Genomic DNA, 17,686 nt, shown 5'->3' on the forward strand with positions numbered 1-17,686 from the left:
GAAATCAGGCGCCGTCCCGGGTCAGTTCCAAGTGGAAATCAACATCCTGCACTCTCGAGGTCGATGATGTTTAAAACCGCTGACGGCGGCCTGATGAGGCCTGCCGATTACCTGCCCACGGCCCGGCGCGTCCGTCTGAAGTCTTCCCGGACCTGCACCGGGAGCCTTGTGCTCGGCGCCGATTTCGGTCAGCGCCTGGAGTTCGAAAGCAAGCTCGAGCGCGATGCGATCTTGACTTTCTACGCGCGCCCTGATGTCGAGCGTGTTCTCAGCCAATACCCTCGTGTAGCCTACATCGGCGCCGATGGCAAGCCCCACCAATACACCTTCGACCTCCAGGTCACGCTGACCAGCGGCGAGGTCGTCGCCGTGGAAGTCAAGCCCGAGATCTACGTCGAAAAGAGGGACATTCGGGCCCTGCTGGCCCGGATCGCCGCCCAGATGCCGCGATCCGTTGCCGACCGCGTCAGCCTGGTGACGGAGCGCAACCTCGACGCGGTCACGGTCGCCAACGCCGAACTGATCCATACCTCCCGTTTCCATGATCCCCTCGCTGACGAACAGGTGAGCGCGGTGCTCGCCCGCGCCACGGGCACGGTCATCGTCGCTGAGATCGCCCGCCGCAGCGGCCTCGGCCCCCGCACCGTCAGCGCGGTTGCCCGGCTTATCCGGGCCGGCGAGGTGCGGCTGGAACGCCACGAGCACATCGGCATGGGGGCCCGCGTTTGCGCAACTGAGATCAGCCAGGAAAGGAAAGCAGCATGACCAACGTCGTCACCAAGTATCGCTTCAGCGACCAGGACCTGCTCCGCGTCTCGAACGTGCCCTATCGCCCGCTGGGCAAGAGCGCGAACGGCTACCTGATGGTGCGGCACGATCTGCCGGGCGGCCTCACCGAGGAGATGTCCCACGAGCAGATCGCCGAATACGCCCGGCGGGGCCACCTGCAGTTCGAACAGGGGTTCTTCTCCCCGCCCGGTGTCGCCAACCGGGCGCGCGCGCCTGAGCAGATGGTCTGTGGCCTTCCGGCCAGAGACAAGAAGGAGATCAAGCGTCGGGAATGCTACGTCCTCGCCTTCAAGCGGCTCGAGGCGGAGTGCGCAATCCGGCGAACGGAGCGCTCCATCAAAGACGCGGAATTTGCGATCCACGGCCTTGCGAACTCGATCTACCTCGAGGGCGAGAACCCGGGCCGCCGGCGCGCGGGCAAGGAGTTCAAGGGGATTTTGATGCCTTGCGCGCGGACGCTCAAGACCTGGGTCAGGAACTATGAGCGGGAGGGCCTGGCGGGTCTTCGCGACAGGTGGGAGAAGTGTGGCAAGAAAGGTCCCGACTTCAATTCCGTCGAGCAGGGCCTCCTGCATGAGGTTGTCCGCGGCTACGCGACGCCTCAGCGGCCTAACATGAAGATGATCCACCAGGCCCTTCAGGCCCGGTTCATGCAGGAAAACGAGGAGCGTCGCGTCAACGGCCTACCTCCGCTGAGGACGCCGTCCCGGAGCACGGTCGAACGGGCGATCCGGAAGCTTGATCCCCTGCTCGTCTACGCCGGCCGTTACGGCGAAGACGCCGCACTCCGGCACGCGCGCACCGTGGGGCGCGGGAAGACCACCATGCGGCCGTTGCAGATCGTCGAGATGGACGAGTGTGAGATGGATCTCTTGACGATCCTGGCCCTCTCCGGCGGGGACCGGATCGCCACCGAGGACGAGCTGAAAGCCATGGGACTCGACGGCGCCAAGAAGCGCATCTGGGTCACCGCCGCCATCGATCGGGCCACGCGCTGCATCCTGGCGATGCGGATCAGCTTGGCCCCGAGCCATCGCTCGGCGTTGGACGGGCTGCGGATGATCATGGAGGACAAGCGTGAATGGGCGGACAAGGTCGGCGCTCTGCGGCCCTGGTCGATGTGCGGACGCCCGGAGGAGATCGTCTCCGACAACGGTGCGGGCTTCGTCAGCAGCGAGTTTCGGACCGCGGCCGAGGACCTGGGTATTCGGGTGACCCGGACGGTGGCGAAGGTTCCGCAGATGCGGGGCGTGATCGAGAGTCTCTTCGCGACCATCGCGCAGGACCTCGTCGCCCGCCTGACCGGACGGACCTTCGGATCCATCGTCGAACGGGGTGACCACCCCAGCGAGAAGAACGCGGCGCTCACCCTTGATGACCTGGCGTTCGCGCTCGTCCGCTGGGCCGTTGACATCTATCACCGCCGTCCTCACTCCGGCCTCGCCGGCGAGACGCCGGCCGAGGCCTGGGAGCGGCTTACGGACGAGCACCACGTCCTGCCGCCGCCCGGCGCGCGCGAGATGCGGATCGCCTTCGGGGTGCAGCTGGAGCGCACTCTGGCCAAGGACGGTGTCCGCGTCATGCACGTGCGCTATCACGATCTGGCGCTCGCGCAGAAATATGTCCGCAACATGGGCACGAAAGTCACCGTCCGCGTCGATCCGCACAACCTCGGCGCGGTGGAGATCCTGGACAACGGGGTGTGGCGCGAGCTGCCCGCAGTTGACCAGCGGTTCGAAGGCATGAGCGCAGCGGACTGGGCCCGGGCGGTCGAGACCCGCAACCGGCGCCGTCGTGAGACCGAACAGGAGGTTTTCGAGGCGACCTGGGCCACCTACGAGGCCATCCGTGAACGCAATCGTGAGGCCCGCTCCCTGCGCGGGCTGGTGGAGGACGAGTGGAACCAGGATCGGTTCGATCGCACGCAGGAGCGTCTGACCGCCTTCTTCGCCACTCGGGACCGCGAGTTTGATCCGGAAGCTCCCGACCCGCTGGCGGCGGGGATCCCGACCGGGACGGGGCAGCCGCCTGCCCGGCGGTCCAGGCGCGGCGAAAGCGGCATCGGCCGCGTGCGGAAGGAGGACTAAGATGTCAGACCTGCGCAACAGTTATCTTCGGACCAGCCGCGACGACGAGATGGCGAGGAGGATCAAGCGCCTTCTCGCCCGAGACCCGGAGGGCAACGTCCGGCCTGCGACCATGGGCCCTAACGGCGAGACGCGGGGTTTGGTTGTGACCGGCCCCGCCGGCGAAGGGAAGACGACGCTGCTTCAGCGGTCGCTCTCCAATCACGAAGGGCTGCAGTCCAACGGCGACGACCTCCCGGTGCTGCACGTCGACGTTCCGAGCCCGGCAACGATGAAGAGCCTGGCGATCGAGATCGTGCGCGAGTCCGGCTACCCCGTCGTCTCCGAGCGCAAGGAGGGCTGGTTCCTGTGGGATCTGGCCCGCCGCCGCCTCCAGCTTCGCGGTGTGCGCGTCCTGTGGTTGGATGAGGCGCATGACCTCTTCAGGTCGGGAAACCAGGCCAACGTGCTCGCCGTGACCAACACCGTCAAGACGCTCATGAAGAAGGAGACCGGTGTCTCGATCGTGCTTTCCGGGCTCGAGATCCTCGAAGCGCTCGTCCGGAAGGACGACCAGCTCGCGCGGCGGATGTCTTTCCACCGCCTTTGCCCTCTCGACCCGGATGTCGACGTGGAGGCGGTGGAGGACGTTCTGAGGTCCAAGGCCGAGGACGCCGGCCTCGCGCTGAACCTTTCGGGAGATCTCGCCGGCCGTCTGCTCGCGTCGTGCGACGGCCGGTTCGGGATCATGGTGGAGACCGTCACGGAGGCGTGTGAACTGGCCCAGGACGAAGGCTTGACGACGCTGGATGTATCTGTGTTCGCCGACGCTCTGGCAGATCGGCTCGACGTGCTTCCGCCGGCCAACCATTTCCTTGCCCACGACTGGCGCGTGCTGCGCTCCCGGTTCGCCGATCAAGAGGCGACGGGGCCCGAGAGCCGGGGTCGGAAATGATGCGCCTTCAACCTCATGTCGCGATGGATTCCTCCGAGACCCTGTTCTCGTGGCTGGGCCGGCTCGCCGCCATCCACGCCGGTCTCGACCTGGTTCCGTTCCTCAACGATCTGCAGATCAAGTCGCGGGAAATCGAGATCGGCGCCGACGGCACGCACGCCCGCCTCGCCGACCTGACCGGCGTGTCGACCGCGCAGATGGCGCGGCAGCATTACTTCAGTGTCGACAGTCGCCGGCTGCGGTTCCGGGCCGAGACCTTCGCGTCGGAATTTGCTCCCAAGGTTCACCGGATGGTTTGCCCTCTCTGCCTCGAGGAGGACGGAGGGTCGGACCCGGTTCGCGGACCGCGCGGCTGGCGGTGCCGCCTTCTCTGGACGGTGCGCTATTGCGCCGCCTGCCCCAAACATGGCGTGGGCCTGGTCTCGCCGGTGAACAAGGAGATGGGCTACGTGCCCGCCCATGACACGGCGCGCGCGATCGGTGCCCGGCTTCCGGAGCTGATCGCCAAAACCGCTCCGCGCCCCGTCACGTCCCTTCAGCTCTGGGTGGCCCGTCGTATGATGGAGCAGCGCGGCGACGGCTGGCTGGACGGTCAGGACATCGACCAGGCAGCGAAAGCGACCGAGATGCTGGGCGTGGTGCTGGCGCACGGACCGATGCCGAACATGAACCTGATGTCGGCGCAGGACTGGGACCAAGCTTGGGAGGCGGGGTTCGAGGTGACGTCCCGCGGGGCCGAGGCGATCATGGGGGCACTGGAAGGCCTCACCATCCGGGGACGGGCATCCACACTTTCCTTCAAGGGTCCGCAAGCGAACCTCGGTCGGCTTTACCAGTGGCTGGCCTTCAACGAGGCGTCGGGCTGGCGAGCAGGCCCGATCCGGGATCTCGTCCGGGAGCACATCATCGACAATTACAACGTCGGCGCAGGTGACGTTGTGCTGGGTGAGGCTGTTCTGCGCCGCCGCACCCACACTGCGATCAGCCTCCATCGAGCTACAGGGATTAACTCCCGAACCGCTGCGAACCTGATGGAGGACGTCGGACGTCCTGGCGGGGTGATGGACGCCGCAGATGCGGAGAAGCTGGCTGCCGATTACGAGGCCAGCATTCCGCTGTTCCACGTTCCGAAATATCTCAACTGCAGCCGCGTTCATGCCCAGCTGTTGGCTGAGGCGAGGATCATCAGACCAATGGGCAAACCCGGGAAGTGCCGGCTTCATTCCCGTTACCTTCCCACGGAATTGGATTCGTTCCTCGATCAACTGATTGCGCGAACCGTAGACATAGAGATCACTGGTGACTTCGCGGATTTTGCCAAATGCGCCATGAAGGTCTGGGTGCCCAGCCCACGGATCGTTCAGGCTGTGCTGGATGGCACGCTTTCCAAGGTCGCCCTTGCGCCGGGAGTGCCAGGTTACTTGGGCATTCGGGTGTCAGTTTCGGAGGTCAAGGAAAAACTTCGTTCCGATTGACCTCCGGTGTGAATCGGCAGGATAGTGAGAGGGCCCGCGAAAGCGGGCCCTTCTTTGTTGCGGTGTGTGGATCATCAAGGAAAGACTCTCTGAAGATCGGGGCAAAGAAGGTGAAGATGCGGCAGGATTATCGTTTAAAATCAGTTGAAAACAACAAATCTATGTGACGTTAGCCATCGGCCGCCCGTCCGTCCTTGTCCGCCGCGCCCCGTTCCGGCGCGACGCGCGCAACGTCGTCGTGGCCAAGGTGTGCCGGGCGGTGAGGACGATCGCGGTTGCTGCCTGATGCCGGTGTCGGATGATGGCCGGCCCTTAACCCCGCGTTAGGCAGGACCGCGTAGGCAGGGCGGCATGGCGCGTCCTGTCCTTTCCCTCTTTCTGATGCTGCTGGCGCTGATCGCGCCGGTCGTGTCGCGGGCGGCTTCGGCGGCTGGCGACGGCCGCGCCGAAGCCTACGCCTCCGTGTGTGAACAGGCGGCACTGCAGGCCGCGGCCGAAAGCGGCGTGCCGCCCGACATCCTCACCGCGCTGACGCTTACCGAAACCGGCCGCAAGCTGAACGGCCGCCTGCGTCCCTGGGCGTGGAGCGTCAATGCCGAAGGCGCGGGCAACTGGCACGACGATCCCCGGTCCCTGCTGGCCTTCGCCGAAGAGCGGGTGCGGCAGGGTCGCACGAACATGGATCTTGGCTGCTTCCAGATCAACTACCGGTGGCACGGGGACCAGTTCGAGTCCCTGTCCGACATGCTCGACCCGCTGTCGAATGCCCGCTATGCGGCCCGCTTCGTGCGCGAGCTCTACGGGGAAAGCGGCGACTGGCGCGCGGCCGCCGGCGCGTTCCATTCCAAGACGCCGCAATACGCGACGAAGTACCTCGCCCGCTTCGACCAGCTGCGCGCGATGCTGAACCAGCGCGGCCTGCCAGCGGCCGAGCCGGGCGGCGTCCGGACAGCGGGACTTGGGGCGGGGGGCCCCGCCGCGGCGGGGCCGGGGGCGGAGACGGCTGAGCCGCGACGGCGTGGCGTGCGGCGGTTCTGGCGGTCGGACCTGCCGCGCGGCATCCCAGTCCGCGCGGGCACGTCGACCGCCCTGCCTGCGGGCCTGGAAACGGGAATGGAGATGTACGCCGGGTCAGACGGCCGCCGCCTGGCCGCGATTGATCCGGACATCGCGGCGCTCGACCGGTTCGTGGCACGGGCGAACGGCGCCTCAATCGACGACCTGCGCGGGCCGCCGGGCGCCGACTTCGGGAGCGACTTGGGGGCCGACTTCGGGGCCGATGACCTCCCCGGCGGCTGGTCGGGGCAGACGCCGGCCGCGTTGCCGGACGACCTGACAACGGTGGAGGTCGCCGCCCTGCCCGACCAGCCGCACGAGGTCATGATGCTGCTCGGCGCCGCGCCCGGGACCGGCGCGCAGGGCGGCGGGTCGCTTGCGGCGCTGGCGGATGGCAGGGTTTCCCTGCTGGGGCAGCCGCGCGCGCCGATCCTCGCCGGCGGGGCGCAACCGCTGCCGGGGCTGCCCCAGGCTCTTTTCGGGCCGCCTGCGTCGAATTCGTCGCTATGGCAGATGGCGGCGATCGAATGAGGCACAGACCCCGACAAGGCCGCAGGCCGGGTTGCCCGACAGGCTACCTTGCGGAACTGGCGGCATCGGCGCTAGTCGGGGACAGGGCGCGGATCGCCGACCCGCCGCGCCGCCCGTCCGGCCCAGGAACGATCCATGTCCCCGCCCAAGTTCGCGCCCGACTTCGCGCCCGGCTTCTCGCCCCGGTCCGATGTGGCCGTGATCATCGCCTGCGATGCCCGGTACCTGCCCTACGCCGCCGTGCCTGCGCTGCAGCTCGCGGCGCAGCCCGCGCGCGGCTTCGACGTGCTGATCGGATCGCCGCAGCGCGTCGAGTTGCCGCAATCGCTTGCCTCGGCCGGGATCGCGTCGTTCGGAGCGGTCGACCCGGACCTCGCGGGATCGCTGCCGGGGGACGCGCGACGGTCGCTCGCCACCTACATGGACGTGTTCGCGGCCCGCGCGATGGCGGGGGTCTATCGCCGCATCCTCGTCCTCGACGCGGACGTGGTGATCGATGGCGGCGATCCGGCGCGCCTGATGTCGGCCGACATGCGGGGGCGGGCAATCGCGGCCGTCCGCGACAACCGGCAGTGGCGCAATCCCGGCAAGCTCGCGCCCGAGTTCAGGACGATGGGCTGGAAGGCCGCGCCCTATTTCAACGCCGGCGTGGTGATGGCCGATCCTGCGGCCTGGGTCGCGCAGGACCTGCCCGCGCGCTCGGCGGCCTTCGCCCGCGACCATCTCGCGCGGCTCGGGCGCGACCAGGCGCTGCTGAACGGCGTCCTGCGCGGCGACTGGGCCGAGATGAGTCCGCTCTGGAACTGGCAGTTCACCTGGGCGTCATCGCATCTTCTGGGCATGGCGGACCCGTTCGTGGTCCACTTCATCGGCCCCCTGAAGCCCTGGCTTGCCGAGGCGGCCGGCACCGTCCCGACGCGCTACCGCAGCCTTTACGACCGGCTTCCCGGCGACATCCGTCCGGCCGACCTGCCTGCGGGCCTGGGTCGCCGGCACTGGCCGACGCCGCGGGCGCTGCGCCGCACGCTCTGGCGGCAGTGGCGCGCCGCGGGGCCGATGCTGGCCTACCTGGACCGCTTCGCCGACCCCTGCGACCTGCTCGATCCGTCCCGCGCCGCCTGATCGGCCGCCGCACCGCAGTCGGGTGGCTGGCCGATCAGGACGCGGACCTGCGCGGCGAGATCCGAAAGCGCCGCGTCGGGCAGGCCGAGGTGATCCAGGTGCGCCACCGTGTTGAACAGGTAATCGGCGTTCGGCCCCCGCTTTCCACGGGCCGCCGCGATGATCCGCGCCTGCTCGATGCCGCTCAGGCCGCCGGCGTACTGCCAGTGGTCCTGCCGCATGACGTAGGTCAGCGCCTGCACGTGGCGGCCGTCGACCAGCGCGACAGGCACCTCGACCTCGCGATAGGCTTCGGTGACCAGTTCGCGCCTGCGGATCTCGGCCACGGCGCCGGGCCACTGGTCCGGGTCGAACCGCAGCGCGACCCCGCTGCACGAGCCCTCGGCGCAGGGATCAAGGCCCAGCACCAGCCCCGGCGCCTCGACCGTGCCGCGATACTGGACCGAGCGCAGGCAGAAGCTGCGCGCGTAGCCCTCGACCCGCCCGACCACGGTTTCGGCGACGGGCACCTGCGGGTCCCACATCAGCGAGCCATAGGCGAAGATCCAGTATTCGGGCGGCATGGCTTGTCCTTTCACCGGGGGTCAGGTTAGGCGAAGCGGCCCGGCGATGCCAAGGCAGACGAACGGCCGCGGGTGCGGCGAGGGGGACGGCATGCGGATCTTTCTGGTATTGCTCGCGGCGGTCGCGGCGATGGTGGCGGGGGCCTGGCTCGGCGGCGAGACCCTGCTCGCGCGCCGGGCGGCGGCCTGGATCGCCCAGGATCCTGCCCTCGAAGCGGCCACCGTGGCCCCGCTGCGCGAGCCTGACCGGATCGGCCTCGGCCTGACCGGCGCGACGGTCGAGACCGCCGGGGGCCGGGCGGTCTTCCCGACGCTTGCGCTCTGGGCCGCGCCGACCAGGCCCAACCGCTTCCACGCGACGCTGCCGCCGCAGATGACGCTGCCCGTCGCGGGTCGCCCGCAGGAGGTCACGGCAGACGGCGCGGGCCTGTCCACCACGGTGTCACCGCTACATTCCATGTCGGTGACCGAGGCCGCGCTGACCAGCGGGCCGATCACGGTCGCGGGCGCGCCGGCGCTTCAGGGCATCAGCCTGACGGCCGCGATGGTGAAGCTCGGCAACCGTGCGCCGCGCGGCGCCCGGACGGCTTACCTGATCACCGCCGACGTGACCGGGCTCATGCCGGCTGCCTTCACGGCGGCGTCCGGAAATGCGGGCGCCGCGACCCTGTCTGGGCCGCTGGGGACGAAGGGGACGGCGCGGGTCTATCTCGACCGGCCGTGGACGGCGGGTGCGGGCGCGCCCCGGCCGCAGCTTCAGGGGCTGCAGACCGACGGGCTGGAGTTCACCCTGGGCGAGGCGTCGGCAAGGCTGCTGGGACGGGTCGAACGCGATGCGGCGGGCTTCGCCTCGGGCACCGCATACATCTATACCGCCGATGCCCGCGCGTTCCTTGATGCGGCGGCGGCGAGCGGCGCCATGCCTGCGGGGCTGGTGCCGCTGGCGGCGACGATGCTGACGAACCTGGCGGGCCAGCCGGCAGGCCAGTCGCCGGGCCAGTCCGCGGGTCAGCCGGAAGCTGGACCGCAGGCGTCCGCAGCGGCGGAGGCCGGTTCGCAACCTGCCGCCCCGCCCGCGCCCGAGCCGGGCGAGATTCGGCTGCCGCTGGTGTTCGAGAACGGCAAGGCCACCGTCGGCGGGATGCCGGTCGGGCCGGCCCCGCGTCTGGACTGAACCGCCCAGGGGGCGGCCCCTCAGCCCTGCGGCTTGCCGGCCGCCAGCAGCGCGCGGCCGAAATCGGGCGCGGCGGTGTCCTGGCCCGCGTCGATGATGCCGCGGCGGATCGCGCGGGTGCGGCCGAAATAGTCGTGCAGCAGCGGCCCGTCGCCCATCCGGATCGCGCGCTGCAGCATGAACAGCTCTTCCGTGAAGCGGCCGAGGATGTCCAGCGTCGCCTCGCGGTTGTGCAGGAACACGTCGCGCCACATCGTCGGGTCGGACGCCGCGATCCGGGTGAAGTCGCGGAACCCGGCGGCGGAATAGTTGATGACCTCGCTTTCGGTCACGCGGCTCAGGTGGTCGGCGACGCCCACCATCGTGTAGGCGATCAGGTGCGGCGCGTGGCTGGTGACCGCCAGCACGAGGTCGTGGTGAACCGCGTCCATCATGTCGGCCTTCGCGCCCATCCCGCGGATCAGCGCGCGCAGCCGCGACTGTGCCGCCTCGTCCGTGCCGGGCAGCGGCGTGAGAAGCCACCAGCGGTCGCGGAACAGCGTGGCGAAGCCGGATTCGGGCCCTGAATGTTCGGTCCCGGCCAGCGGGTGGCCGGGGATGAAGTGGACGCCCGCGGGAACATGGGGCGCGACCGCATCGATGACCGACTGCTTGACCGATCCCACGTCTGTCAGCACCGCGCCGGGCACGAGATGCGGCGCGATCTCGCGCGCGACCTCGGCCATCGCGCCCACCGGCACGCACAGCACGACGAGATCGGCGCCTTCGACGGCCTCGGCCGCGGTGTCGAAGACCCGGTCGACAAGCCCGATGCGGCGGGCGGTGTCGCGCGTCGCCTCGCTGCGCGCGTGGCCCGTGACCTCGTCCGCAAGGTCGCCCTGGCGGATCGCGTGGGCCATTGACCCCGCGATCAGGCCTAGCCCGATCAGCGCCACGCGGCGGAACGGCCGGTCGGTCATGCGGTCCGCTCCGCCGGGCCGGATGCCGCCCGGTCGGCCATGAAGCGGCCGACGATGTGGGCCACCCGGCGGCATGACGCCTCGTCGCCGACGGTGATGCGCAGGCATTCCGGCAGGCCGTAGCCCGCGACGCGGCGGACGACGATGCCTTCGGCCCGCAGCGCCTCGTCGCAGGCGGCGGCGGTCGGCTCGTCCTCGAAGCGGGCGAGGATGAAGTTCGCGGATGACGGATCGGACGGCACCCCGCGGTCGGCCAGCGCGTCGGCAAGCCAGGCCCGCATCCGCGCGTTCTCGGCCCGCGAGCGGTCCACGTGCTCGCGGTCCATGACCGCCGCCAGCGCCCCGTCGAGCGCGGGGCCGGACAGGTTGAAGGGGCCGCGGATGCGGTTCAACACGTCGATGACCCCGCGCGGGCCGTAGCCCCAGCCGACGCGCAAGCCGCCTAGGCCGTAGATCTTGGAGAAGGTGCGCAGCATGACGACGTTCGGCAGGTCGGTCGCCAGCGCCGCGCCGCCGTCATAGTCGGCGCCCGCGTATTCGGCATAGGCCGCGTCGATGGCGACGATCGCCTGCGGCACCGCGCGGGCCAGCCGTTCCAGGTCGGACAGCGGCACCATCGTCCCGGTCGGGTTGTTGGGGTTGGCCACGAACACCAGCCGCGTCGCGGGCGTCGCACCCTCGATCAGCGCGTCGATGTCGGTCGTGCGCTCGCGTTCCCGGACGCGCACCGGCGTCGCACCCGCGGCCATCGCGCTGATCGGGTACATGAGAAACCCGTGTTCCGTGAACAGGACCTCGGTCCCCGGTCCGGCATAGGCCTGGCAGAGAAAGTGGATGATCTCGTCCGATCCCACCCCGCAGATGATGCGGTCGGGGTCCAGCCGGTGAACCTCGCCGATCGCGCGGCGCAGGGTCGCGTGGTCGGTCGGCGGGTAGCGGTGCATGACGTGGGCGGCGCGGATCACCGCGTCGCGCGCCTTGGGCGACGGCCCGAACGGGTTCTCGTTCGAGCTCAGCTTCAGCACCTCGCTGCGCCCTGCGACCTGCGCCGCGCCGGGTTCGTACAGCGCGATGTCCATGATGCCGGGCTGTGGCTGGATCGTCTGGCTCATCGGCACTCTCCCTCGCGTCGGCGTTTCTTAGGCTTGCGGCGGACGCTTGGAAAGGGCCGCGGGCCGGGGCCGGGCGGCGCATGGCCCGCACGCCACAGGAAAGCCCCGGGCGCGGGGATGCCGCCGCCCGGGGCCCCGGTGCAAGCCCGATCAGAACGGGCTGTCGGGGAAGTAGTAGCGCTCGGCGTTCTCGGGCGTGATCAGCTGGCTGCCGATGATGTAGCGGCCCGCCATCGGCGCGTCCGACACGAAGTGCAGCGCCGTCATCTCGATCGCGGACGAGATCAGCGCCGGCGGGTAGGTCACGTTCACCGGCAGCTGCGGGTCCTTGTCCATGATCCGCTTGACGATGTCCTTCATGCCGGCGCCGCCGACGACGACCATTTCGTCCTCGCGGCCCGCCTGCGCGATCGCTTCCAGGACGCCCACGGCCATGTCGTCGTCGGCCGCCCAGACGGCGTCGATTTCCGGGTACTTGGCGAGGTAGTCCTGCATCACGTTGAAGGCGTCGTCGCGGTTCCAGTTGCCGTGCTGCATGTCGAGGATCTCCTTGTCGGAGCCTTCGAGCGCGGCCTGGAACGCCTCCACCCGCTCGTTGTCGAGCGTGGTCGGGATGCCGCGCAGGACGACGATCTTGCCGCCGGCCTTCAGGTTGTCGCGGAAGTATTCGCCCGCGACGCGGCCGAAGGCGGTGTTGTCGCCCGCGACGTACAGGTCCTCGATCCCCTCTTCCGCGAGGCCGCGGTCCACGACGGTCACGAACTTGCCCGCGGCCTTCACCTGCTTGACCGGGTCGGTCAGCGGCTCGGATTCGAAGGGCAGCACGACCAGCCCGTCGATGTCGCGTGTGGCCAGCATGTCCTCGATGTCCGAGACCTGCTTGGCGGCGTCGCCCGCGGTCGCCAGCACGAAGCTGACGTTCGGGTAGGTCTCGCCCAGCCGGTCGATGGTCTGCTGGGCGTGCCAGTTCAGCCCGCCCATGAAGCCGTGGGTCGCGGACGGGATCGACACCCCGATCACGACCGGCTCGGCGGCCCCGGCGGCGTCCTGCGCGAAGGCGGTCCCCGCCGCCATCGACAGCGCGGCCGCGGCCACGGTGAGTTTCAGCAAGTTGCGACGGATCATTGGTTCCTCCCTAGATTATCCGTTCGGGTCAGGTTGCGTCCTTAGGCATCGGCGGGGCGCTTCTCGCGCTGCAGGACCACGGCAAGCACGATGATGATCCCCTGGATCGCGCCGTTCAGGTACGGGCTGACCAGGTCCGCGAGGTTCAGGATGTTGTCGATCAGGCTGAGGATCAGGACGCCGACCACGGTGCCCCAGACCCGGCCCCGGCCCCCTTTCAGCGCGGTGCCGCCGATGATGACGGCGGCGATCGCCTCGAGTTCCCAAAGGACGCCGGTCGAGCCCGAGGCGGAACCGAGGCGCGGGACGTAGAGGATGGTCGCAAGCCCGACCAGCGCGCCCAGCAGGACGTAGGTCTGCAGGCGCACCCGCTCGACGTCCACCGCAGAGTAGCGGGCGACGCGGTCGTTCGACCCGATCGCCTCGACATGGCGCCCGAAGCGGGTGTGGCGCATCAGCCATTCGCCGAGGATCGCCACGACCGCGAAGATGATGATCGGCCAGGTGATCCAGCCGATCCCCGAGAAATAGACCGGCCGGTAGAGCCCGCGCAGCCCGGAATCGAGGCTCAGCGTGCCGCCGTCGGCCAGCCACGTCACGAGGCTGCGGAAGATCCCCATCGTGCCCAGCGTGACGATGAACGCCTCGATCCGCGCCTTGGTCACCAGCGCGCCGTTGACCCACCCGGCCAGCACCCCGCCCAGCAGCGCGGCGGCCATGCCGATCAGGATCGTGGACCAGTTTTCCCCCGTGATCGGCGCGAGCCAGTTCATCACCATGATCATCGCGCCGGCAAGGAACGCTGCCATCGATCCCACCGACAGGTCGAGGCCCCCCTGCGTGATCACGAAGGTCATGCCCACAGCGATCAGCCCGATGAAGGCCGACCGCGCCAGCACGTTCGACAGGTTCGCGGGCGCGAGAAAGGCGGGATTCAGCAGCGCGCCCAGGATGAACAGGCCGACCAGCGCGACCAGCGGGCCCAGCAGGTGAAAGTCGATGCGTCGCGTCATGCGGGTTCCTTCTGCGTATCACCTTGCTGCGTGTCACCCTGCGCGGCGCCGCCCGCGGCGCCCGCGACACCCATGGCAAGGCGGACGATGTTTTCCTCGGTGATCTGCGGCCCCGCGACCTCGCCCGCGATGCGACCCTGGCGCATGACCAGCACGCGGTCGGCTAGGCCCATCACCTCGGGGAGTTCGGAGGAAATCACGACGACGCCGCGTCCGCCCGCGGCAAGCGCGCGGACGAAGCGGTAGATCTGCTGCTTGGTGCCGACGTCGATCCCGCGCGTGGGTTCGTCGATGATGACGATCCTGGGCTCGGTCAGCATGGTCTTGGCCAGCAGCAGCTTCTGCTGGTTCCCGCCCGACAGCGCACCGGCCGGCATGTCGGGCGACGCGGCGCGGATGTCGAACTCGCGTGTTGCGTCCGCCATGGCGGCGGCTTCGCGCGCGCCGTCGATGCGGAAGCCGAAGCTGCCCAGCGCCGAGAGCGTCAGGTTCTGCGTCAGCGGCTTGTCCAGCAGCAGCCCCGCTTCCTTCCGGTCCTCGGTCAGGTAGGCAATGCCCGCCTGCGCCGCGTCGGCGGGGGTGCGGATCTGCACGGGCGCCCTGCGAACGGAGATCCGGCCCTCGCTGCGGCGCAGGCCCGCGATCGCCTCGGCAAGCTCGGTCCGGCCAGACCCAACCAGGCCCGCGATCCCCAGCACCTCGCCGTGCCGCAATGTCACGGTCGCGTCATGCACCGGCACCGTGCCGGGGACGTTCAGGTGCTCCACCCGCAGCAACTCGTCGCCGAAGCCCGCGGCCTTGGCCGGGAAGATGTCGGCGAGCTCGCGCCCCACCATCGCCGTGGCCATCCCGTCCTCGGTCATGTCGCCCCGGACGGCGCGGGCCACGACCGAACCGTCGCGCAGCACGGTGATGCGGTCGGCGAGCCGCGCGACCTCGTCCAGCCGGTGCGAACAGAACAGCAGCGCCACACCTTCCGCGCGCAGCCGGTCCACCTGCGCGTAGAGCGATTCGACCTCGCGGTGGGTCAGCGCGGCCGAGGGCTCGTCCATGATGAAGACGCGGGCTTGGCGGGACAGGGCCTTGGCGATCTCGACCATCTGCCGGTCGGGGACCGACAGGTCGCGGATCAGCGCCGTCGGGCGGATCGGGGTGTCGAGCCGCGCCAGCAACGCCGCCGCCGCTTCCGCCATCGCCCTGTGATCGAGACGCGGGCCGCGCGTGATCTCGCGCCCCAGAAAGATGTTCGCGGCCACCGACAGGTCGGGAACGAGGTTGAATTCCTGGTGGATCACCACGATCCCGGCCGCTTCCGCCGCCGGGCCGCTGAGATGGGTCGCGGGCTTGCCGTCCAGCAGCACCTGCCCCGTGGTGGGCTGCAGGAAGCCGCCGAGGATCTTCATGATCGTCGACTTGCCGGCGCCGTTCTCGCCGATCAGCGCGTGGACCTCGCCCGCCTGCAGGGGCAGGTCGACGCCGTGCAGCACCTCGATGTCGCCGAAGCGACGGGTGACGCCGGAAAGCGCGAGGACCGGGGTCATGGCCTCACCTCGACCCACGCGCCGTCGCGGGCGCCGGAGGCTTGCGCGGCGGCGATGAACGCCATGCCCGACAGCCCGTCGGACAGGCCGGGGATGCGGTCCTCGTTCCGGCAATCGCCTCCGATCACGTCGGCGATGTCGGCGTAGAGATTGGCGAAGGCTTCCAGGTAGCCTTCCGGGTGGCCCGTGGGCGTGCGCGACGATGCCGAGCGGTCGCGCGCGCGGGTCAGCAGTTGCGCAGGCCCGCCCTTGGGCGTGAAGACCAGCCGCTCGGCATCGTCGAGCCGCCATGCCAGCGCGGCCCTGGTGCCGAACACGCGCAGCGACAGCCCGCCTTCCTGCCCGACGGCGATTTGGCTGCACCACAGCCCGCCCTTCGCGCCCGACGCGTAGCGCAGCGCGATCCGGGCGTCGTCGTCCACCCGCCGCCCCGGCACCATGCTGGACAGATCGGCCGACAGCCGGTCCGGCACCTGCCCGGTCACGAAGGCCGCAAGCTGCCAGGCGTGGGTGCCGATGTCCCCGATCGCGCCCGCGCCGGCCTGCCCCGGGTCGGTGCGCCAGTCGGCCTGCTTGCTGCTGGTGTCGTCGGCCAGCCAGCCCTGCAGGAACTCCGCCTGCACCAGCCGCAGGTCGCCGATCCCGCCTTCGGCCACGATCGCGCGCGCCTCGCGCACCATGGGGTGGGCGCAGTAGTTGTGGGTCAGGAACAGCCGCGCCGTGCTGCGGGCCGCCGCGTCCGCGATGGCGCGGGCCTGGTCCGGCGTCGCGGCCAGCGGCTTGTCGCAGATGACGTGGATGCCTGCGTCGAGGAAGGCGGTCGCGACCGGCGCGTGCAGGTGGTTCGGCGTCACCACCGACACCGCGCGGATACCGTCCTGGCGCGCCGCCTCGGCCCGCGCCATCTCGCGGAAATCGGAATAGCTGCGGTCGAGCCCCACGGCGCGGGCCGATGCCTGCGCGCGGTCGGGATCCGACGACAGCGCCCCCGCGACCAGCCGGAACCGCCCGTCCATTCGCGCCGCGATGCGATGGATCGCGCCGATGAACGCGCCCTCGCCGCCGCCGACCATGCCAAGGGGGATCGCGCCCTTCATGCCAGCCCCAGCGCGGCGGCGACCGCCGCCTTGTCCACCGGCTGCGCGGCGAAGTCGTCGAAGGCGTGCGGGGTGGTGCGGATGATGTGGCGGCGCACGAACGCCGCGCCCTCGCGCGCCCCGTCCTCGGGGTGCTTCAACGCGCATTCCCATTCAACCACCGCCCAGCCGGGGAAGCCGTGCCCCGTCAGCCGCGAGAACACCTGCCCGAAATCCACCTGCCCGTCGCCCGGGCTGCGGAACCGCCCCGCGCGGCCGGCCCACGGCTGGAACCCGCCATAGACGCCCTGCCGCCCCGTCGGCCGGAACTCGGCGTCCTTGACGTGGAACATGCGAATGCGGTCGTGGTAGATGTCGATGTGGTCGAGATAGTCGAGCTGCTGCAGCACGAAGTGCGACGGATCATACAGCAGGTTCGCCCGGGCATGGTTGCCCACGCGGTCAAGGAACATCTCGAACGTGACGCCGTCGTGCAGATCCTCGCCCGGGTGAAGCTCGTAGCAAATGTCGACGCCCTGTTCGTCCGCGAGGTCCAGCAAGGGGCGCCAGCGGGCGGCCAGCGTGTCAAACGCGGTCTCCACCAGCCCCGGCGCCCGCTGCGGCCAGGGGTAGAGATAGGGCCACGCGAGCGCCCCGGAAAAGCTGGCCATCGCGTCGAGGCCCAGAAGGCGGCTTGCGTGGATGGTCTTTGCGACCTGATCCACGGCCCATTCCTGCCGCGCCGTCGCGTTGCCGCGCAGGGCGCCGGGGGCAAAGGCGTTGAACGCCGCATCGTAGGCGGGATGCACGGCGACCAGCTGTCCTTGCAGGTGGCTCGACAGCTCCGTCACGGCGATGCCGTTCGCGCTGGCGATGCCCAGGAACTCGTCGCGCCAGTCCTGCGAGGACACCGCCAGATCCAGATCGAACAGCCGCGTGTCGCCGCTGGGCACCTGCACGCCTTCGTAGCCCAGCGAGGCCGCCCAGGCCGTGATCCCGTGCCAGTCGTCGAACGGCGCGACGTCCGACGCGAACTGCGCCAGAAACAGCGCCGGTCCCTTCATGGTGCGCATGTCCACCCCCTGCCCTCGGCATCACCAATGCACGTCATGAAATCGGTTGCAATGAT

At 69.7% G+C, this 17,686-nt stretch carries 15 protein-coding genes; 7 read left to right on the forward strand and 8 right to left on the reverse strand.

The genetic code is table 11. The features are described from left to right. The 6 genes from ELI80_RS04290 to ELI80_RS04315 all read left to right on the forward strand — a co-directional run. A partial coding sequence (locus ELI80_RS04290; protein WP_236641319.1) for a PDDEXK family nuclease occupies nucleotides 1-765 on the forward strand: 765 nt, incomplete at its 5' end. Next, nucleotides 762-2,876 carry a TnsB C-terminal domain-containing protein gene (locus ELI80_RS04295; RefSeq protein ID WP_136649798.1) on the forward strand — a complete coding sequence of 705 codons (2,115 nt, stop codon included), beginning with the start codon at nucleotides 762-764 and terminating at the stop codon, nucleotides 2,874-2,876. The genes ELI80_RS04290 and ELI80_RS04295, both read left to right, overlap by 4 nt. A 1-nt stretch (nucleotide 2,877) precedes the next feature. Then, nucleotides 2,878-3,810 carry a TniB family NTP-binding protein gene (locus ELI80_RS04300; RefSeq protein WP_136649799.1) on the forward strand — a complete coding sequence of 311 codons (933 nt, stop codon included), beginning with the start codon at nucleotides 2,878-2,880 and terminating at the stop codon, nucleotides 3,808-3,810. Further along, nucleotides 3,807-5,285: a TniQ family protein gene (locus ELI80_RS04305; protein WP_136649800.1), complete on the forward strand. Its 1,479-nt coding sequence runs from the start codon at nucleotides 3,807-3,809 to the stop codon at nucleotides 5,283-5,285. The genes ELI80_RS04300 and ELI80_RS04305 overlap by 4 nt, the downstream gene beginning before the upstream one ends. Nucleotides 5,286-5,636: 351 nt before the next feature. After that, nucleotides 5,637-6,872, forward strand: a complete 1,236-nt coding sequence (locus ELI80_RS16175; protein ID WP_201740552.1) for a lysozyme family protein — start codon at nucleotides 5,637-5,639, stop codon at nucleotides 6,870-6,872. A gap of 135 nt (nucleotides 6,873-7,007) precedes the next feature. Further along, the gene (locus tag ELI80_RS04315) at nucleotides 7,008-7,994 is read left to right on the forward strand and encodes a glycosyltransferase family 8 protein (RefSeq protein WP_136649801.1); all 987 of its coding nucleotides are present in this window, start codon (nucleotides 7,008-7,010) and stop codon (nucleotides 7,992-7,994) included. Here ELI80_RS04315 and ELI80_RS04320 read toward each other — a convergent pair. Then, on the reverse strand, nucleotides 7,937-8,557 hold the full coding sequence (locus ELI80_RS04320; protein WP_136649802.1) for a gamma-glutamylcyclotransferase: 621 nt from the start codon (nucleotides 8,555-8,557) through the stop codon (nucleotides 7,937-7,939). The genes ELI80_RS04315 and ELI80_RS04320 overlap by 58 nt on opposite strands. Nucleotides 8,558-8,648: 91 nt before the next feature. Between ELI80_RS04320 and ELI80_RS04325 the strand changes: the two genes are divergently transcribed. After that, complete coding sequence (locus ELI80_RS04325) at nucleotides 8,649-9,731, forward strand: DUF2125 domain-containing protein (protein WP_161596423.1); 1,083 nt, start codon at nucleotides 8,649-8,651, stop codon at nucleotides 9,729-9,731. Nucleotides 9,732-9,751: 20 nt separating this feature from the next. On the opposite strand, the gene ELI80_RS04330 is transcribed toward ELI80_RS04325, so the two are convergent. The 7 genes from ELI80_RS04330 to ELI80_RS04360 all read right to left on the reverse strand — a co-directional run bounded on the left by ELI80_RS04330 (nucleotide 9,752) and on the right by ELI80_RS04360 (nucleotide 17,630). Then, nucleotides 9,752-10,690: a prephenate/arogenate dehydrogenase family protein gene (locus tag ELI80_RS04330; RefSeq protein WP_136649804.1), complete on the reverse strand. Its 939-nt coding sequence runs from the start codon at nucleotides 10,688-10,690 to the stop codon at nucleotides 9,752-9,754. Beyond that, the gene (gene hisC, locus ELI80_RS04335) at nucleotides 10,687-11,802 is read right to left on the reverse strand and encodes a histidinol-phosphate transaminase (protein ID WP_136649805.1); all 1,116 of its coding nucleotides are present in this window, start codon (nucleotides 11,800-11,802) and stop codon (nucleotides 10,687-10,689) included. Before hisC ends, ELI80_RS04330 begins: the two co-directional genes overlap by 4 nt. Nucleotides 11,803-11,952: 150 nt before the next feature. Then, the gene (locus ELI80_RS04340; RefSeq protein ID WP_136649806.1) at nucleotides 11,953-12,927 is read right to left on the reverse strand and encodes an ABC transporter substrate-binding protein; all 975 of its coding nucleotides are present in this window, start codon (nucleotides 12,925-12,927) and stop codon (nucleotides 11,953-11,955) included. Nucleotides 12,928-12,968: 41 nt separating this feature from the next. Beyond that, nucleotides 12,969-13,940 (reverse strand): ABC transporter permease, encoded by a 972-nt coding sequence (locus tag ELI80_RS04345; protein WP_136649807.1) that lies wholly within the window; start codon nucleotides 13,938-13,940, stop codon nucleotides 12,969-12,971. After that, nucleotides 13,937-15,481, reverse strand: coding sequence for a sugar ABC transporter ATP-binding protein (locus tag ELI80_RS04350; protein WP_136649808.1), 1,545 nt, complete (start codon nucleotides 15,479-15,481; stop codon nucleotides 13,937-13,939). The genes ELI80_RS04345 and ELI80_RS04350 overlap by 4 nt, the downstream gene beginning before the upstream one ends. Further along, complete coding sequence (locus ELI80_RS04355) at nucleotides 15,478-16,578, reverse strand: Gfo/Idh/MocA family protein (RefSeq protein ID WP_236641320.1); 1,101 nt, start codon at nucleotides 16,576-16,578, stop codon at nucleotides 15,478-15,480. The genes ELI80_RS04350 and ELI80_RS04355 overlap by 4 nt, the downstream gene beginning before the upstream one ends. Beyond that, nucleotides 16,575-17,630, reverse strand: coding sequence for a sugar phosphate isomerase/epimerase family protein (locus ELI80_RS04360; RefSeq protein WP_136649809.1), 1,056 nt, complete (start codon nucleotides 17,628-17,630; stop codon nucleotides 16,575-16,577). Before ELI80_RS04360 ends, ELI80_RS04355 begins: the two co-directional genes overlap by 4 nt. Between the last annotated feature and the right edge of the window lie 56 nt (nucleotides 17,631-17,686).

Origin of the sequence: Paracoccus aeridis (assembly GCF_004923205.2) — a bacterium.
Lineage (GTDB): Bacteria > Pseudomonadota > Alphaproteobacteria > Rhodobacterales > Rhodobacteraceae > Paracoccus > Paracoccus aeridis.

Bases quoted from the DNA above. Each gene is read 5' to 3' on its own strand.
- ELI80_RS04295 (WP_136649798.1), top strand. From the start codon at position 762: ATGACCAACGTCGTCACCAAGTATCGCTTCAGCGACCAGGACCTGCTC.
- ELI80_RS04300 (WP_136649799.1), top strand. From the start codon at position 2,878: ATGTCAGACCTGCGCAACAGTTATCTTCGGACCAGCCGCGACGACGAG.
- ELI80_RS04305 (WP_136649800.1), top strand. From the start codon at position 3,807: ATGATGCGCCTTCAACCTCATGTCGCGATGGATTCCTCCGAGACCCTG.
- ELI80_RS16175 (WP_201740552.1), top strand. From the start codon at position 5,637: ATGGCGCGTCCTGTCCTTTCCCTCTTTCTGATGCTGCTGGCGCTGATC.
- ELI80_RS04315 (WP_136649801.1), top strand. From the start codon at position 7,008: ATGTCCCCGCCCAAGTTCGCGCCCGACTTCGCGCCCGGCTTCTCGCCC.
- ELI80_RS04320 (WP_136649802.1), bottom strand. From the start codon at position 8,557: ATGCCGCCCGAATACTGGATCTTCGCCTATGGCTCGCTGATGTGGGAC.
- ELI80_RS04325 (WP_161596423.1), top strand. From the start codon at position 8,649: ATGCGGATCTTTCTGGTATTGCTCGCGGCGGTCGCGGCGATGGTGGCG.
- ELI80_RS04330 (WP_136649804.1), bottom strand. From the start codon at position 10,690: ATGACCGACCGGCCGTTCCGCCGCGTGGCGCTGATCGGGCTAGGCCTG.
- hisC (WP_136649805.1), bottom strand. From the start codon at position 11,802: ATGAGCCAGACGATCCAGCCACAGCCCGGCATCATGGACATCGCGCTG.
- ELI80_RS04340 (WP_136649806.1), bottom strand. From the start codon at position 12,927: ATGATCCGTCGCAACTTGCTGAAACTCACCGTGGCCGCGGCCGCGCTG.
- ELI80_RS04345 (WP_136649807.1), bottom strand. From the start codon at position 13,940: ATGACGCGACGCATCGACTTTCACCTGCTGGGCCCGCTGGTCGCGCTG.
- ELI80_RS04350 (WP_136649808.1), bottom strand. From the start codon at position 15,481: ATGACCCCGGTCCTCGCGCTTTCCGGCGTCACCCGTCGCTTCGGCGAC.
- ELI80_RS04355 (WP_236641320.1), bottom strand. From the start codon at position 16,578: ATGAAGGGCGCGATCCCCCTTGGCATGGTCGGCGGCGGCGAGGGCGCG.
- ELI80_RS04360 (WP_136649809.1), bottom strand. From the start codon at position 17,630: ATGCGCACCATGAAGGGACCGGCGCTGTTTCTGGCGCAGTTCGCGTCG.